Genomic DNA, 15528 nt, shown 5'->3' on the forward strand with positions numbered 1-15528 from the left:
GGAGGAAGAACAATGAAACATGTAATCGTTTATGCACACCCAAATACAGAAAGCTTCAACCATGCGGTTTTAGAAACGGTAAAAAGTGAATTAGAAGAAAAAGGTCATGAAGTACGCGTTCGCGATCTATACGAATTAAACTTCAATCCAGTATTAGGCGCTTCCGATTTCATCTCGTTTTCTCAAGGAAACACACCAGAAGATATTAAAGAAGAGCAAGAGCATATCTCTTGGGCTGATAGCATTACGTTCATTTATCCAGTTTGGTGGGCGGGACTTCCTGCTATTTTAAAAGGATACGTTGACCGTGTATTTAGCCACGGCTTCGCTTATGCTTACGGTGAAAATGGTATTGAAAAGTTATTAAGCGGTAAAAAAGGCTTATTATTATCTACGATGGGAAATACGAAAGAAGCATATACAGCAGGCGGTATGTTTGAAGCAATGAAGAAAACAGCAGATGTTGGTATTTTTGAATTTACAGGCATTGAAACAATTGAGCATACATTCTATACAAGTGTTCCTTCTGTGGATGACAGTGTGCGTAAACAATATCTTGAAGAGGTTAAAGATGTTGTGAATCGTGCGTTTTAATAAAAAAACTCCGGTTTTAACAACCGGAGTTTTTTTATTTCATCATCAATTTCGGAATATACCTTTGAAGAATGCTTTCTAATTCATTCATATCTTCTTGTCTAATAAGTAAATTCACATTGTCATTCATTTTTTCTCGCCCGCGATATAAAAATATATTTTCTTTTGGATTTTCCCATGTTGATGTTTTATAGCCTTTTAATTCTTCATATGAATAAAAGTTCAATCCATCTATTACACCTTTTTCATATATTTGTACACTTTTAATAAGATGGATAGCTATTAAAGTCATAAAACAACTTGCTACAACATAACTACCCGACTGAATAAGAAACTGTTCATCTGTATCAATATCGCCACTTACGTACTGAGCATATATATACATACATTGTCCAATGAAATATGCTGGTCCAAGTAATGCAATCCAACGTCTCTTCACTCGTGGATATGTTGCAATAAGTTTTCCCACACTTTTTTTCACTTCATTTATTTTATATATCTTCCATAGAACCAAAAATAAAACACATAATGTAAAAACAAACATAATACATGACATCCAGTACACTCTTATTCCTCCCTTTGCATCAATACATATAAATTTTACATTTTATATAACAACAGCGAATATGCAATTATGCATAAAAAACAGGCAACCTCTTCCGGTTACCTGCATTTCATTACATCTTCTCAATCCACTCCGTCAAGTTATGCACAACTTGCGTCGGTTGTACTTCATATTCTGTTAACTTCTCCACAGTTGTGACTCCAGTGTGGACAAGAAGGGTATGCATACCAGCATTTACTCCAGCTAAAATGTCTGTATCATAGTTATCCCCAACCATTAATGCCTCATCTTTTCCTATGCCAAGCACTTTTAACGCTTGTTCCATAATGATTGATTCTGGTTTACCAATAAAGATTGGGTCCACACCTGTTGATACTGCAACAACTGATGTTAATGAACCGTTACCTGGTAATAATCCGCGCTCAGTTGGAATAGCAATGTCTCCATTTGTAGAAATAAATGTTGCGCCGTTACGTACAGCAAGGCAAGCTTTTGCTAATTTTTCATATGTGATATCACGATCTAAACCAACAACAACGAAATCAGGATTTTCATCCACAAGTTCAAACCCTTTTTCCACAAGAGCATCATGTAAGCCTTCTTCACCAATCATGTATACAGTTGCATCTTGTTTACGTTCATAAATGAAATTCGCTGTCGCCATACTCGTTGTGAATACTTGCTCTGCTTTCGCTGGAATATCGAAACGAACAAGTTTTTCTGCCACTTGTTCTGGTTTACGCGTTGAATTGTTCGTAACGAATAAATAAGGAATGCCGCGCTCTCCTAACGCTTTTACGAAGTCGCTCGCTTCTTCAATTTGTTCTTCTCCGCGATACATCGTACCGTCTAAGTCAATTAAGTAACCTTTATACATCATTATGTCTCTCCTTCTATGCTAACGTTCTCACCTATCATACCACTCTTATATTACCCGCTTTTTCCAAAGAAAAAAACGCTTTACCTTAAAGCGTCCCATAACGTTCATTTTTTCTCTTTTACTTGGTAAGAACAACTACAATCGCCCTCACACATGTTTGCTAACGTCTTTACATCTGCACCTGCAAATAAACGATTATACATCTCTTTCTCATCTTCACATACTTGCGGGAATCTCTCTGCAATTTCCTTTAACGGACAGTTTTGTTTTTCAATTACGAAAGAGTTCTCTCCATCTCTCTTTATTTGAACCATATAACCATTTTTCTCTTGCATAGCTGCTATCTCTTGCACTTTATATGCTAAATTCTTTTGATTACTCACTCGCTTTTGCAGCTGTTCTTCCATTCGTTTCGTTCTCTCTTTTAAAACGTAACGAAGTATTTTTTCATCACCCATTCGAGCTAAATCTTCTAGCATATCAATAGCAAACTGCTTATATTCTTTCGGGAATGTATCTTCTCCCTTTTGACTTATTCCATACAAATATGTTGGGCGTCCAATATGCTGCCTTACCATCTTTGAATAAATTAGCTCATCATTTTCTAGTTTACTTAAATGTCGACGAATCGCCATCTCTGTAATTTCTAAAGCTTCGGCTAATTCTGCTACAGTATGCTCGCCCTTCACCTTCAATAATTGTATAATTTCTTCTTTCGTAGTACGTGCTTCCCCCATAGCTCACCCTTCTCCCTTTTCTCTCTCATATACAATATAAGATCCCCAAAAAGTATTCGGGGATCTTATAAGCATAATTATTCTGGTACAAATGCAGATACAGGTCCTAACTCCTTTTCTAAATAACTGCGAATATTCGCTGGGTATTTCTCTACCACTGCGATATGTTTTTGAATCGTCTTATATAACTCATCATGATTCATTTGAATATAATCTTGCGTAAGCATTTTTCGAAGAAGGATAACTTCTTTCATTCCTTGTCCTTCTTCTGCACTTATGACTCTCTCGTCAATTAAAATATCGATAATATCTTCGTAACTTCCTGGATCGCGCATAATAAATCCATCAATCATCGCGTTCCCTACATCTAATACACAATCAATGATTAGATGAGCTATGCGCTCTAATGCGTAAAACTCAAACTCGGTTTCATATATCTTTTTCTCTTGAAATGTATTTGTTGCTCGTTCTAAACATACTAGCATTTGTTCTATTTTCTTTCTGTCTACAAAATACATGAATGTCACCTACCTGGAAATTAAAGCATTTACATTTTAATTGTAACGCTTTCTTCTGAAAAAATCGACAATTTTTCGAATTCACCTTTTCTCCGTTATTTGTTATAGTTATATTTGTATGATTTTTGAAATTGGAGGAATGCAATCTTGGAACGTGAACTCGCACTAGAAATTGTCCGTGTAACAGAAGCAGCAGCCTTAGCATCCGCACAGTGGATGGGCCGCGGAAAGAAAAATGAAGCAGATGATGCAGCAACTACAGCTATGCGTGATATGTTCGATTCAGTAAACATGGCAGGTACAGTTGTAATTGGTGAAGGAGAACTTGATGAAGCACCGATGTTATATATTGGTGAAGAACTAGGAACAGGTAACGGTCCAGAAGTAGATATCGCCGTTGACCCATTAGAAGGCACAAACATCGTTGCAAAAGGTCTTGCAAATGCAATGGCAGTTATTGCAATCGCGGATAAAGGAAACCTTCTTCATGCTCCTGATATGTACATGGAAAAAATCGCGGTTGGTCCAAAAGCAGCTGGTAAAATTAGCTTAGATGATCCAATTGAAAAAACAATTGAAATTGTAGCAGAAGCTAACAATAAAAAGATTCGTGATCTAACAGTTATCGTTCAAGAACGTGAACGTCATCAAGATATTATTGACCGTGTTCGTGCAAAAGGTGCACGCGTGAAATTATTTGGTGATGGCGATGTTGGTGCATCAATCGCAACAGCTTTACCTGGAACAGGTATCGACTTATTTGTAGGCGTTGGCGGAGCTCCAGAAGGCGTTATTTCTGCAGCAGCATTAAAATGCCTTGAAGGTGAAATGCAAGCTCGCTTAGTTCCAATGAACGAAGAAGAAGAAGCTCGTTGTCGTGAAATGGGATTAGAAGATCCTCGTCAACTTCTTATGTTAGATGACTTAGTATCTGGTGATGATGCAATCTTCTCAGCAACAGGTGTTTCTGCTGGTGAGTTATTAGACGGCGTGAAATTCCTTGGCGGAGATTTAGCTGAAACATATTCTATCGTTATGCGTTACAAAACAAGAACAGTACGTTTCATTAAAACGCATCACCATTTAGATCATAAACCACACTTAAACTTAGATATTTAATAAAGGAGCCATGTGTATGGAAGAACGTTTCTTTCTGTACGACGATACAGTCGCTACAAAAACTCGTTTCGTTAGCTTTATGGGGGAAAATGAGCGTCATGATTTAGCGCTTCTATACTCCGATCGTCATTACGGTAAAACGATAGTCCTTGATATGCAGAGCAACAAATTTGCTATCATCGGTCCTGACGATTTAAACGAACCAGGCTACTTAGAGCACGCATTTTCTATGTCTGAAGAAATTGCAGAAGAATTACGCTCATTTTTATTTGAACTTATATAATTTATCTTGTGCACCAGCTATTTTAGCTGGTGTTTTTTTACAATTTATATTTTGAATTTTCAATCTTATGTGTTATACTTATGAACAAATCTATTTGGATAGAAAGGACGTTATCTGCGTATGCCAACATTTACTTTGTAATGGACCAGCAATTGGATAGCATTACTCTCAAAAAAGCACCGTGCTTTTTCAAGGGAGTAGTCTGCCCATTCCCATTACAAAGGAACGTAAAGCATCTGTAGTATGATGTTTACGGAGGTTCCTCTTGGGGGAACCTCTTTTTATTTTTGTCTACTTCTTATGTCTTCATACTACAAGACGTCCAAATAGCTGTATTACGTTCCTTTACCACTAATATAAGAGGTGAAGGAAAATGCAGAAAGTACAACTTTCTTGGAGTTTATATGAAAATCAGCAAAACACAATCGAAAAGTATTGTAAAAATTGTAGACGCACTACCCTATTTACTGACACGAATATTCGTAGGCATAACGCCAATGGAAAAAATATATACCGCTTTGCCATTTATAAATGTCCGAAAGATCATACGTGGAATCAAAAACTTCGTATTTATAAAGCATTTACTGATCACGTTGAAACAGTCGATATGCCCCAGCAGGATCAAACAGAAACAACTACTACCCTTTCCATTACACAACATAAAGAAAACGGCATAGCCGAAATCACGATCGTATTAGATATCGTTTTCGGTTCTCACCGAATGGATAAAGCTTTATCCACATATATTTCCGACTGGAGCCGTACACGCATTGTGGATAAAATTAAAAATGGGGATATTCAATTGAACGGACAACAAATGAAACCAAACGCAATACTTTCTGAAGGCGATTCTATTTCAATTTGTTTGTGAGCAAGTATGAAAAAATCCTCTTACAATCGTAAGAGGATTTTTTATTTCTTCACTTTTCGTAATACGAAGTGTGCACAACCGAAGTTACAGTACTCGTATAAATACTCTGATAAAGTACTAATTTTCGTATCATATGTCGAACGTTGATTACTATCATCAAAGAATCCGCGCAATCTAAGTTGCTCATAACCCCAGTCTCCAACGATATAATCATATTTATTTAAAATTTCTGCATAGCGCTCTTTAAATGCTTCTTCACTAAAACCGTCACGAAAGTTTTTAATTACTTCGTACTGAACATTATTAACGCTCACCGTAGTATGAATCTCTTGCTTTTGCTCCATTATGAACTTCCTCTCTAAGCATTCTTCTTTTTATCGTATCACAAAGCATAACAACCAACAATTTCAAATACAAAAAATTGAAAATTAGTGCATGCTATGGAGAAGGAGGTGATACATCGTGAAAAAGCAAATTATACTCTCTCTCCTCACTCTTTCCTTATTTGCAGGCTGCCAATCAACTAATAAAGCCGAAATGGAGCGTGAAGAAGGAAGTCGTGTTCTTGTTTCCAACAAAAACGACATGTATCATACGGAAAATACAAATACACGGCTCACAAGGGTCGGCTATTCATCTAAACAAAAACATGAAGTATCTAACAAACAAGTAGGAGCAATTAACCGTGAGAAAGTCGCTGAAATGATTACAAGCATGACAGTTAAACTTCCTGACGTTGCAAATGCTGCTACGCTCGTTACTGACGACGAAGTATTCGTTGTATACCGTGCCAACACAACGGATCCTAAACTAGTAGCGGATCAAGTATATAAAACTGCTTTGTCCATCGTTCCTCGCTATTATAAAGCATATGTATCAACAAACCAAAAGTTGATTTCTCAAATTCAAGGCCTTCAATCAGGTAGCTTAAACGATACAGAATATGAACAAAGTCTTGATATGTTAAAACGTGAAATGAGTAAAAACCCTCATTTGAACAATACAGGGGATCAAACTTTAAATGATATGATAAAAAAATAAAAAGGTGGAAAAAACCTCCACCTTTTTTACTATTTCTTCCGATCCGCATAAGCCTCCATCGCATCACACATAAACTGCGCTAAACCTTCACCAAACTTATCAATATTTTTCGTGAAGCGCTCATCAGCGACATACATTTGGCCTAGTCCTTTAAAAGCATCTAATGAATATTCACCAAAGTTTTGCAAGTAATCGTACCAGACTCCAATTGCTTCTTGCGCCTCTTTAGAATCAGGTGCTCCATTTCGAAGTGTTGCTAGCTTTCTGTAAATATTATTAAACTCCTCCTGTTTCTCTGTAGACATACCCTTCGCTGTTTTATTCGCTTTATCTACAGCCTCATCTCCCCATCGTTCACGTGCTTCTTCTTCGTATGGGTTATGACTAAAATCAAATCCTTCAAATTTCTCTTTGTTCGTCATTTCAATCTCTCCTTTTGTATGCTGAATGGTTTTATTAATCGTCGCTATCACCTTATCCAATCTAGCGCGCTTTTCAAGAAGCATTTTCTTATGAAGCTGTAATGCCTCTTCACGGTCGAATGAAGGACTCATGATAATTTCCTTAATTTTCTTTAAAGGGAAGCCAAGCTCTTTAAAAAATAAAATTTGCTGCAATGTTTCTAAATTTTCATTGGAATACAGACGATATCCAGACTCTGTCGTCTCATCTGGGGTTAACAACCCAATTTCATCGTAATGATGCAGTGTGCGCACACTAATTCCAACTAAATTAGCTACTTCTTTTACCCTCATTGTCATGCGTATCTCCCCCTCAATATATACGATAAAGTATGACGCAACGTTAGAGTCAACAAAAATTTCATTTGTTTTTTGAAAGATTCATCTCTCCACATTCTCCTACATTTCATGCATAATATATATGTACATACATTAGAAAGCGGTGAAAGTATGGTTTCAAATACTGTAATTGCCAGCATCATATTTCAACTCGTTGTTTCGATTCTGGTCCCAATTATTGTACTCGTTTATTTCCGTAAGAAATATAATATTAATTTGAAAATAGTTGGCGTTGGTGTCCTTATCTTTATCGGGTTTACCCAAATTCTCGAAACACCATTCCAATTATTCATTCGTGGTAATCCCACAACAGCTGAGTTTTTAGAGAACCCATTTATCTTTTCGATTTTCGGCGGACTAACTGCTGGTATTTTTGAAGAACTAGGTCGTTTCGTTGCCTTTTACTACTTACTGAAAAAATATCGAGATTATAAAGACGGTCTTGCGTACGGAATTGGGCACGGCGGTATTGAATCGATTTTAGTCGGCGGATTCGCTGGGCTTCAAACTCTTACCTTTGCAACATCTATTAACAATGGTAGCTTCGCTCAAATGGTTGAACAATACCCACAGTTGAGCCATATCAAGGACTTGTTAATAGAGCAACCTGCCTATTTATACTTACTTGGTAGCCTAGAAAGAATCATGGCATTAGTACTGCAAATTTCCTTCACAATGCTTGTCGTATACGCGGTAAAACAAAAGAAATACATTTTCCTCGCATACGCTATACTATTCCACGCACTTGTAGACTTTTTCGCAGCACTTTACCAAACAAAAATGATTAACATCTTTGTTGCAGAAGGAATTACCCTTCTCTTCACAATTGGTGCTGTCATTCTTATTCTTAAAATGAAAGAAAAATTAATGAGTGTGTCGGCGTAAAAATAACCCACCAGTTGGTGGGTTATTTTTTATATGGATTATCATAATGACGATAGCTTTTTCCCGCTTGTAGTTCCCTCTTTGTTTCCGCATCTATGACGATGTACTTATGAAACTCTTCTACCTCATTTTGAGTAAAAGAAGCAAAAAAGTACACTTGACGATCAGGGTGAACGAAAGAATCGTCCATCGTCATTTTACTGTGACAGTCGGCATTTGTTTTTTGCCTAAAAATAAATTCCTCATCAGCCACTTCTTTAAATGAAACTTTTTTTCGAACGCTATATGCTGCATTGTTGTATTCTTTATAGATTTTCTTATCTAACTGTTCGTAAAACACATCCTCATTCACAAATGGCTTATTTCGATTGCTTGGATAATTTAATTTTGCATTCGATTCTGCATATGTTGTGGACAAGTGTATAAAAAAACAAAGACCGAATATAATACATATCATTTTTTTCATCATTACACCTCAAATGTTCATTTATCCACATTACTTTTCCACATACTTAGATCACTATGCCCTTTCCAAGAAAAAGGAATCTTTTCCACATTTGTCGAAGTATATATGGTCAACTTGAAAGATGGGGATGAAATATGAAAAAAATTATTGTAATACGACATTGTTCAGCAACTGGACAAGAGCGTGATGCCGAATTAACGAACGCAGGAAGAGACCAAGCAAACAACCTTGCTGCATTCTTCATAGAAAATAATCTACAAATAGATCATATTATTTCAAGCCCTTTTGTCCGCGCTATCGATTCTATTCGGTCCTATGCACTCCAAGCTAATTTACCTATTCAAGAAGATGAACGGTTAGCGGAGCGTATATTAAGCAACGTTCCAATGGATGATTGGCTGCAAAAACTAGAATCCACTTTTACAAACATAGATATTGCCTTTTCGGGCGGAGAGTCAACAAAACAAGCGATGGATCGCGCCATCTCACTTATTCAGGAAGTTTTAAAACTAGAGCATGACACAACATTACTCGTTACACACGGCAACTTACTCACATTAATTTTAAAGCACTTTGATCATACTATTGGCTTTGATGAATGGAAAACTTTAACTAATCCTGACATTTATGAAATTACACTTGATGAACAATCTATTATAAAACGATTATGGGATGCGCCATCCAAGTAATATCCCTTTCCAATACATTCAGTTGACACTGCGAGAAGATATGGTAGGGCTGCAGTAAAACATAGAGAGGGGTATCATGCAATATGTACGAAGACGTACTTTCTTTACTACATAAAACAAATGCTTCTTATGAAAAATTTGAACACGAACCAGTACTCGATTATGAGACAGATCGCATCGTTCGTGAAAGGCTCGGCTTACAAGGTACTCCAAGTAAAAGCCTATTTTTAAAATCAAAATCCGGGGAGTACTACGTATTCTTTACGTTAGAGGGAACTCGTCTCAACCGAGGAGAGATAAAAGAAATAACAGGAAAAAACTTATCTCTCTGTTCTCCTGATGAGCTAAGAGAAGAGACTGGCTGTACTCCAGGATGTGTAGCTCCTTTCGGTTATTCACAAGATGTAACGATTATTGTGGACAGTTCAATTTATACTTACAATAAAATTTTAATTACACCTGGTGTACCTGAATTTACAATTGAATTATCCACAGAGGAATTAAAAAGAATCTTATCAACATGTCAAAATACAGTTTTAGAGTATAAACAAAAAGAGAGCTAATATTAGCTCTCTTTTTTAATGAGCGCCAGAACCTGACAGATTTAATACTACAACTCCACCTATAATAAGTATTAATCCAGCGGCTGTTTGCCACGTAAAAGCATCTTCCCAAACAAATACACCAATGAGTGCCGTTAAAGCAGTCCCCACTCCTGCCCATATCGCATATGCCGTACTAAGTTGCATATGCTGCAATGCTTTAGAAAGGAAGAAAAATGCTGTAGCAAATCCGATCACTACCCCAATACTTGGCAACAATTTTGTAAATCCATTCGATACCTTTAACATCGATGTCCCAAATACTTCGCTTACAATTGCTATCGTTAAGAAGATAAACGCCTTCACATTCATTCCTCCTTAATCATTTTCACAAGAAAAAAACTCCTTCCTAGTTTTAAACTAAAAAGGAGTTTTTAATTATTTCGCTTCTGCTGTTTTTTCTTTTGCAGAACGTACTTGCTCGTCCGCATGGTAAGAAGAACGCACAAGTGGGCCAGCTTCACAGTGACTAAATCCTTTGCTAAGCGCAATTTCTTTAAGCTCTGCAAATTCTGCTGGTGGATAATATTTAAGAACTGGTAAATGCTTCTTAGATGGTTGTAGGTATTGTCCAAGAGTTAAAATATCCACATTGTTTGCACGTAAGTCATCCATTGCTTCAATTAAATCTTCTCTCGTTTCACCTAAGCCCACCATAATGCTCGATTTAGTTGGAATATCAGGCTGCATTTCTTTTGCTCGACGTAAAAACTCTAATGAACGGTCATATTTTGCTCTAGCGCGAACTCGGTTAGATAATCGACGTACTGTTTCAATGTTATGGTTCAAAATATCTGGTTTTGCATCCATTAACATTTTTAAGTTTTCTTCTACCCCACCCATATCAGATGGTAATACTTCGATTGACGTAAATGGATTTTTGCGACGAACAGCGCGTACTGTTTCAGCAAAAACAGCTGCTCCGCCGTCCTTTAAATCATCACGTGCAACCGCTGTTATAACAACGTGCTTTAAGCCCATTTGTACTACTGAATCTGCTACGCGTTCTGGCTCTTGTAAATCAAGCTCAGTTGGCAAGCCTGTTTTAACCGCACAAAAACGACAAGCACGTGTACAAACCGCACCTAAAATCATAAATGTTGCTGTTTTCCTTACAGCCCAGCATTCATGAATATTCGGACATTTCGCTTCTTCACAAACGGTATGAAGATTCTTAGAACGCATCATTTTCTTTAAGCCTGTATAGTTTTCATTCGTGTTTAACTTAATTTTCAACCATTCGGGCTTGCGCTTATACTCTGTTTGTTTTGTCATGGTTATCAACTCCGCACAATATGAAATAGTTTACCGTGTTCGCTTCTTTCAATGTAACATATCTATTCTAACGTATGAAAGCGATTTGCTCAAATGAAGATTCTAAGATTTTTTCCAATCGTTCCCTATAATGAAATACTCCGTATATCCCACACTAAAAAGAGTGATGTTGTGAAAGGAGTCTATTTCATGCTTCGAAAAATTTCTCTTTTGCTTTCGATTTGCTTTCTTCTCCACCAAAACATCGCTTACGGTGAAGATAATCAGCAAAGCATATATGAAAAGCGCATGGCACTATATAAAGAAACTGAGCAATCTTCAGGCATTCCGTGGTATTACTTAGCTGCAATGGATCAATACGAAAGAAACATACGGAGCGTAAGAAAGGATATTCCGAAAAAACCAGATGCCATCATTTCCCTTTATTTCAAACCTGAAATATGGGCTGGACCTGTTAATAGTAACGATACTCTCCCCCATACGATTTCTCTATTTGGCGGAATGGGTTTAGATGGTGACAAAGATGGATTTGCAAATTCAAATAACGACCGTGATCTTCTGCATACAGCAGCAACTATTTTAAAGAAACAGGGAACGTCAGAAGACCATATTAACATTATGCTTTGGGAATATTATAGACGTGCCAAAACAGTTGAATTAATTACAGAATACGCCCGAATTTATAAACATTATGGACGTATTAATTTAGAAGGAAATGCTTTCCCTCTCCCGATCCGCAGTGACAATAGCTACCGTAGTACTTTTGGAGCTGGAAGAAGTTTTGGCGGAAGACGAATTCATGAAGGAACCGATATCTTTGCCGGATATGGCGTACCAGTAAGATCCACTTGCTATGGCGTCATTGAAACAAAAGGATGGAATCGTCTTGGCGGATGGCGCATTGGTATTCGTGACCTTCATAATAATTATCACTATTACGCTCATTTAGGCGGGTTCTCTAAGGAAATACAGCTCGGACAAATTGTCGAACCAGGAAAAGTAATCGGATTTGTTGGTAGTACTGGTTATGGTCCTCCTGGTACAGCTGGAAAGTTCCCGCCTCACTTACATTTCGGCATGTATAAAGACAATGGCTATACAGAATGGGCTTTCGATCCATACATGCATTTAAGCCTTTGGGAACGAAAAGAACGAGCAAATACAAAACGATAACCGTAGCGAATTGCTACGGTTATTTTTTATTTTTTTATATTCGCTAACTATCCGTTTTCTTTTTATCTGGTACAACAACACTCCCACTTCCGTAATAAGTAGGCACCTCACCTTGAACGATGCGCGTTGCAATCGGAATGTTTTGCTTCACCTTAATTTCTTTCGTGCGTAACGGAATCATAACTTGTAACGTCACTTCCACTTCCATAATAATTTTGATTGCTGTATTATTAATTCCTTGTGGCTCAACTAACTGTTTAATATCCGTATTCACATGACCAATTGGCGTAAAATTAATCGGAATATCCGGTCCTATATTACCAAGAAGCGCATTATCAGTTATGCGCCCAAAAGGAACTGACATAGATACCCCATTCTCTTCAAAAATACCAAGTGCTTTCGTATCCCCTTTTTCTACTTGTTGTAAATATTTTTCTATGTATGCAGTAGTCGATGTTAATATTTCATTTACTTGTTTTGTATTTAGATCAATTGTAGATACCTTCCCGTTCCTATCCGTTTGTACTTTCATTAATGAATCTACATCAAACCCTTCATTAATTCTATCTTTTACCGCTTTCGTCATAACCGCTGTCGCCATTTTATGCGTCTCTGTTTCTCCATACTTAATTAATGTTGGCTGAATACTTTTATTTACAATCCATAAACCTTGAACTACCATTATGATAAAAATGATAAACGAAATAAGCATTATATACCGAAAGGAAATCGGTCCCCTTCGAAACCGCGAATTTTTCGAACGAAATATGCCCATAAGAAAACCCTCCTTCTTATATTATTTCTATGCAAGAAAGAGGGACGATATATGCTTATCTCATTTTTAATAGTGCATCTTTTCCGATTGTGCCGGCCGTAATACCTAAAGCTTCGGCTTCAATCGTTACTGATTCTAGCGGTGCTTCAAGAAGCTGTTCAATCGTTCTTACACCAACCGCACGGCCAGCAATGATTCCTCGATCACCTAACTTCTCATTTAAAAGACCTACATCTAATGCACCGCACATAATATATCCTTTATCGCTCATTACAGCTAGCAAATTTGTCTTTGGAAGTTTGACGCTAACCGCAATAAACGTATAATTATTGATTATAATTGGCTCCACATTAACCATAGTGCACACTCCTCTCTTTCTTATCTGTATGACAAGAGAAAAATGAGTGTTACAAGTTAACTAGCCTATAGTTTGACGGAAGATGTATAAGTTATCAACACATCTGTTAACACATCTCTAAGTAGTTCTGGCATATAATATTGTTTGTCAGAAAGTGTGGATAGCTCTGGGTATAAGTATCCGAATGTAAACATATCAATCGTTCCTACCGTATATATACGATCTAATTCCAGCGACTCCCCGTTAATCGATACATCTTCCAGTAAAATTTTATTCCCAGGAATCGTATCTGGAATCACTTCTACACCAGCGTAAATCATTTTCCCCATCACTGTCCCGCGAAATCCGAATCCTTTTACCTCAAGGTTCTCCATATTCGGGCGACGTGCTTTCAAAATAACTTCTCTTAACGTTTTCCCTGGTACTTTTAATAAACATGGATTAATGGGATGTGGACAAATTCTGTGAATATCTCCGCGCGTCACAACACCTTCTTCTAATCCTTCAAGAAGTATCCCAGCGTTCACCATTCCAATCTCTGCACCGCACCACGTTTTCAGCGCATTTGCTAACATATGCGAAAACGATGTCTCCTGAAACCAATCGACCGGTAATGATTCCTTTAAATGAACGACAGGCTCTGCCATAATATGTTTACTTTCTTCCTGCAGCAATTCAATTGTGGATAACGGTTTGCTATAAGCACCTAAACGTTCGGTCTTAATCGCCCTACCGTCCTTTTTCAACAGCTTCTTCGTCTCTTTATCCACAGTGAGCTGAACGTGCCCAACGTAACGTCCCCACTTTTCACAACAACAAAGTAAAGTATTATTCATAAGAAAACCACGCTCAAATAAATGATGCGTATGTGCCCCTAAAATAACATCTATATCATAATGCTCCGCCATATACTCATCCATGCTTTTTCCAAGATGAGAAAGGACGACTGTAATATGAGCCTCATCTCGCACTTCTTCTAAAATAGACTCTAAATGGATAAGTGGATCTTCAATATGCCAATCGAGCATATGATAAAACTCTGGATACGCAACCGTTAATCCGATAAAGGCAATCGTAATCCCATCTGTCGTTGTATGTAATTTATAAGGCTTTGCCCACGCTGGACGTACACCTTCTTTTTCAAATAAGTTCGCGACAAGCACCTCAAATCCAGCATCATCATATAGACGATTCAAATGCTCTTTCGCTAACGTAATTCCTTCATTATTTCCGATCGTTACATAATCATATAACGCCTCATTTAAAAGCTTCGTATTGCCAAGCCCATTTGTTGCTTCCGAAATACTATGAAAACGATCCACATGATCGCCAATATCCACAGTTAAAACAGTCTCTCCCGCTTCCTGTCTTCGCTTTTTCTCCCCTTGTACAAACCGAGAAATTTGCGGCCAATTTTCAAAATGACTATGTATATCGTTTGTATGATAAAGGTGGATGATTGTTTCTTTATTTATATTCAGAGAAAAAACCTCCTCTCAGTTCCTTACTGCCATTTACGCTACACGTACGCAATAATCCTGTAAATACTTTTCGTCTTTTCTTGCTATTTTACATTGTACTCGCATTATAAGAAAAAGCCAAAGATTGCCCTTTTAATATGGAAAACTTTATTTTTTCTAATCTGTGGATAAGGTGGATACGATTTAGGTTCGAGGTATACGACCTTTTCTTTCTTTCTTTCTTTCGTAATTTGTTGATAAATCGATATTCCTTGTCGAAGCGTCGATATATTGAAATAATCGCCGATATATTCTGAGTTGTGATCGATATATTTGAAAAATCGCTGATATATTCAGCTGAACACCCACCCGTGTATCCCAAGCCTGACCAGATTCAAACCCAGCACAACATAAAAAAGCGCCCTGCACAGCAGGGC

22 protein-coding genes are annotated in these 15528 nt (G+C 37.3%); 9 read left to right on the plus strand and 13 right to left on the minus strand.

Annotation, left to right across the window (positions count from 1 at the left end):
• The first annotated feature begins 12 nt into the window (after positions 1-12).
• Positions 13-594, plus strand: coding sequence for an NAD(P)H-dependent oxidoreductase (locus tag BAU23_RS12845; RefSeq protein ID WP_000683456.1), 582 nt, complete (start codon positions 13-15; stop codon positions 592-594).
• 34 nt (positions 595-628) lie between these two features.
• Here BAU23_RS12845 and BAU23_RS12850 read toward each other — a convergent pair whose 3' ends face one another.
• The 4 genes from BAU23_RS12850 to BAU23_RS12865 form a co-directional block, all read right to left on the minus strand.
• Positions 629-1159, minus strand: a complete 531-nt coding sequence (locus BAU23_RS12850) for an iron ABC transporter substrate-binding protein (protein WP_071734584.1) — start codon at positions 1157-1159, stop codon at positions 629-631.
• Between the two features lie 112 nt (positions 1160-1271).
• On the minus strand, positions 1272-2036 hold the full coding sequence (locus BAU23_RS12855) for a TIGR01457 family HAD-type hydrolase (protein ID WP_000276470.1): 765 nt from the start codon (positions 2034-2036) through the stop codon (positions 1272-1274).
• 107 nt (positions 2037-2143) lie between these two features.
• Positions 2144-2776: a helix-turn-helix transcriptional regulator gene (locus tag BAU23_RS12860; protein ID WP_071734585.1), complete on the minus strand. Its 633-nt coding sequence runs from the start codon at positions 2774-2776 to the stop codon at positions 2144-2146.
• Positions 2777-2853: 77 nt separating this feature from the next.
• Positions 2854-3294: a DUF86 domain-containing protein gene (locus tag BAU23_RS12865; RefSeq protein WP_000273993.1), complete on the minus strand. Its 441-nt coding sequence runs from the start codon at positions 3292-3294 to the stop codon at positions 2854-2856.
• Between the two features lie 147 nt (positions 3295-3441).
• On the opposite strand from BAU23_RS12865, the gene glpX reads away from it, so the two are divergent.
• The 3 genes from glpX (at position 3442) to BAU23_RS12885 (ending at position 5567) form a co-directional block, all read left to right on the plus strand.
• Entirely contained in the window at positions 3442-4413 is a 972-nt protein-coding gene (gene glpX, locus BAU23_RS12870) for a class II fructose-bisphosphatase (RefSeq protein WP_000439096.1), read from the plus strand.
• Positions 4414-4429: 16 nt separating this feature from the next.
• On the plus strand, positions 4430-4696 hold the full coding sequence (locus tag BAU23_RS12875; protein ID WP_000392612.1) for a DUF3055 domain-containing protein: 267 nt from the start codon (positions 4430-4432) through the stop codon (positions 4694-4696).
• 373 nt (positions 4697-5069) lie between these two features.
• A complete protein-coding gene (locus BAU23_RS12885) occupies positions 5070-5567 on the plus strand; it encodes a hypothetical protein (RefSeq protein WP_001174594.1) in 498 nt (165 codons plus the stop codon).
• A 41-nt stretch (positions 5568-5608) separates the two neighbouring features.
• Here BAU23_RS12885 and BAU23_RS12890 read toward each other — a convergent pair whose 3' ends face one another.
• Positions 5609-5911 carry a YutD family protein gene (locus BAU23_RS12890; protein WP_000435944.1) on the minus strand — a complete coding sequence of 101 codons (303 nt, stop codon included), beginning with the start codon at positions 5909-5911 and terminating at the stop codon, positions 5609-5611.
• Between the two features lie 118 nt (positions 5912-6029).
• On the opposite strand from BAU23_RS12890, the gene BAU23_RS12895 reads away from it, so the two are divergent.
• Positions 6030-6608, plus strand: a complete 579-nt coding sequence (locus BAU23_RS12895; protein WP_000744035.1) for a YhcN/YlaJ family sporulation lipoprotein — start codon at positions 6030-6032, stop codon at positions 6606-6608.
• Between the two features lie 29 nt (positions 6609-6637).
• On the opposite strand, the gene BAU23_RS12900 is transcribed toward BAU23_RS12895, so the two are convergent.
• A complete protein-coding gene (locus BAU23_RS12900; protein ID WP_016130789.1) occupies positions 6638-7369 on the minus strand; it encodes a MerR family transcriptional regulator in 732 nt (243 codons plus the stop codon).
• 108 nt (positions 7370-7477) lie between these two features.
• Here BAU23_RS12900 and BAU23_RS12905 point away from each other — a divergent pair, with 108 nt between their 5' ends.
• Positions 7478-8293, plus strand: coding sequence for a YhfC family intramembrane metalloprotease (locus tag BAU23_RS12905; RefSeq protein WP_071734587.1), 816 nt, complete (start codon positions 7478-7480; stop codon positions 8291-8293).
• 22 nt (positions 8294-8315) lie between these two features.
• On the opposite strand, the gene BAU23_RS12910 is transcribed toward BAU23_RS12905, so the two are convergent.
• Entirely contained in the window at positions 8316-8759 is a 444-nt protein-coding gene (locus tag BAU23_RS12910) for a hypothetical protein (RefSeq protein ID WP_071734588.1), read from the minus strand.
• 134 nt (positions 8760-8893) lie between these two features.
• Here BAU23_RS12910 and BAU23_RS12915 point away from each other — a divergent pair, with 134 nt between their 5' ends.
• The gene (locus BAU23_RS12915) at positions 8894-9448 is read left to right on the plus strand and encodes a histidine phosphatase family protein (RefSeq protein WP_000721023.1); all 555 of its coding nucleotides are present in this window, start codon (positions 8894-8896) and stop codon (positions 9446-9448) included.
• Between the two features lie 83 nt (positions 9449-9531).
• On the plus strand, positions 9532-10011 hold the full coding sequence (locus tag BAU23_RS12920; RefSeq protein ID WP_071734589.1) for a YbaK/EbsC family protein: 480 nt from the start codon (positions 9532-9534) through the stop codon (positions 10009-10011).
• Between the two features lie 15 nt (positions 10012-10026).
• Here BAU23_RS12920 and BAU23_RS12925 read toward each other — a convergent pair whose 3' ends face one another.
• Together BAU23_RS12925 and lipA are read right to left on the minus strand one after the other, a co-directional pair.
• Complete coding sequence (locus BAU23_RS12925; protein WP_000642910.1) at positions 10027-10356, minus strand: DMT family transporter; 330 nt, start codon at positions 10354-10356, stop codon at positions 10027-10029.
• A 72-nt stretch (positions 10357-10428) separates the two neighbouring features.
• Positions 10429-11325 (minus strand): lipoyl synthase, encoded by an 897-nt coding sequence (lipA, locus tag BAU23_RS12930; RefSeq protein WP_000166375.1) that lies wholly within the window; start codon positions 11323-11325, stop codon positions 10429-10431.
• 189 nt (positions 11326-11514) lie between these two features.
• Between lipA and BAU23_RS12935 the strand changes: the two genes are divergently transcribed.
• Positions 11515-12498, plus strand: coding sequence for a M23 family metallopeptidase (locus tag BAU23_RS12935; protein WP_000944685.1), 984 nt, complete (start codon positions 11515-11517; stop codon positions 12496-12498).
• 43 nt (positions 12499-12541) lie between these two features.
• Here BAU23_RS12935 and yunB read toward each other — a convergent pair whose 3' ends face one another.
• From yunB to BAU23_RS30400, 4 genes are all read right to left on the minus strand, one after another.
• Positions 12542-13273, minus strand: a complete 732-nt coding sequence (gene yunB / locus BAU23_RS12940) for a sporulation protein YunB (RefSeq protein WP_000510870.1) — start codon at positions 13271-13273, stop codon at positions 12542-12544.
• Between the two features lie 55 nt (positions 13274-13328).
• Positions 13329-13631 carry a YunC family protein gene (locus tag BAU23_RS12945; RefSeq protein ID WP_000248472.1) on the minus strand — a complete coding sequence of 101 codons (303 nt, stop codon included), beginning with the start codon at positions 13629-13631 and terminating at the stop codon, positions 13329-13331.
• Positions 13632-13696: 65 nt separating this feature from the next.
• Positions 13697-15112 (minus strand): bifunctional metallophosphatase/5'-nucleotidase, encoded by a 1416-nt coding sequence (locus BAU23_RS12950; protein ID WP_338108217.1) that lies wholly within the window; start codon positions 15110-15112, stop codon positions 13697-13699.
• Positions 15113-15295: 183 nt separating this feature from the next.
• Positions 15296-15528, minus strand: a 233-nt coding sequence (locus BAU23_RS30400; RefSeq protein ID WP_208611240.1) for a hypothetical protein, incomplete at its 5' end; no start/stop codon positions are given.

The organism is Bacillus nitratireducens, from assembly GCF_001884135.1.
Taxonomy (GTDB): Bacteria; Bacillota; Bacilli; order Bacillales; family Bacillaceae_G; genus Bacillus_A; species Bacillus_A nitratireducens.

What these genes read in the sequence shown, in the direction of transcription:
- BAU23_RS12900 (WP_016130789.1), bottom strand. Translation starts at nt 7,369, where the DNA reads ATGACAATGAGGGTAAAAGAAGTAGCTAATTTAGTTGGAATTAGTGTG.
- BAU23_RS12855 (WP_000276470.1), bottom strand. Translation starts at nt 2,036, where the DNA reads ATGTATAAAGGTTACTTAATTGACTTAGACGGTACGATGTATCGCGGA.
- yunB (WP_000510870.1), bottom strand. Translation starts at nt 13,273, where the DNA reads ATGGGCATATTTCGTTCGAAAAATTCGCGGTTTCGAAGGGGACCGATT.
- BAU23_RS12845 (WP_000683456.1), top strand. Translation starts at nt 13, where the DNA reads ATGAAACATGTAATCGTTTATGCACACCCAAATACAGAAAGCTTCAAC.
- BAU23_RS12905 (WP_071734587.1), top strand. Translation starts at nt 7,478, where the DNA reads ATGCATAATATATATGTACATACATTAGAAAGCGGTGAAAGTATGGTT.
- BAU23_RS12860 (WP_071734585.1), bottom strand. Translation starts at nt 2,776, where the DNA reads ATGGGGGAAGCACGTACTACGAAAGAAGAAATTATACAATTATTGAAG.
- BAU23_RS12920 (WP_071734589.1), top strand. Translation starts at nt 9,532, where the DNA reads ATGTACGAAGACGTACTTTCTTTACTACATAAAACAAATGCTTCTTAT.
- BAU23_RS12875 (WP_000392612.1), top strand. Translation starts at nt 4,430, where the DNA reads ATGGAAGAACGTTTCTTTCTGTACGACGATACAGTCGCTACAAAAACT.
- BAU23_RS12935 (WP_000944685.1), top strand. Translation starts at nt 11,515, where the DNA reads ATGCTTCGAAAAATTTCTCTTTTGCTTTCGATTTGCTTTCTTCTCCAC.
- BAU23_RS12910 (WP_071734588.1), bottom strand. Translation starts at nt 8,759, where the DNA reads ATGAAAAAAATGATATGTATTATATTCGGTCTTTGTTTTTTTATACAC.
- BAU23_RS12915 (WP_000721023.1), top strand. Translation starts at nt 8,894, where the DNA reads ATGAAAAAAATTATTGTAATACGACATTGTTCAGCAACTGGACAAGAG.
- BAU23_RS12885 (WP_001174594.1), top strand. Translation starts at nt 5,070, where the DNA reads ATGCAGAAAGTACAACTTTCTTGGAGTTTATATGAAAATCAGCAAAAC.
- lipA (WP_000166375.1), bottom strand. Translation starts at nt 11,325, where the DNA reads ATGACAAAACAAACAGAGTATAAGCGCAAGCCCGAATGGTTGAAAATT.
- BAU23_RS12890 (WP_000435944.1), bottom strand. Translation starts at nt 5,911, where the DNA reads ATGGAGCAAAAGCAAGAGATTCATACTACGGTGAGCGTTAATAATGTT.
- BAU23_RS12865 (WP_000273993.1), bottom strand. Translation starts at nt 3,294, where the DNA reads ATGTATTTTGTAGACAGAAAGAAAATAGAACAAATGCTAGTATGTTTA.
- BAU23_RS12945 (WP_000248472.1), bottom strand. Translation starts at nt 13,631, where the DNA reads ATGGTTAATGTGGAGCCAATTATAATCAATAATTATACGTTTATTGCG.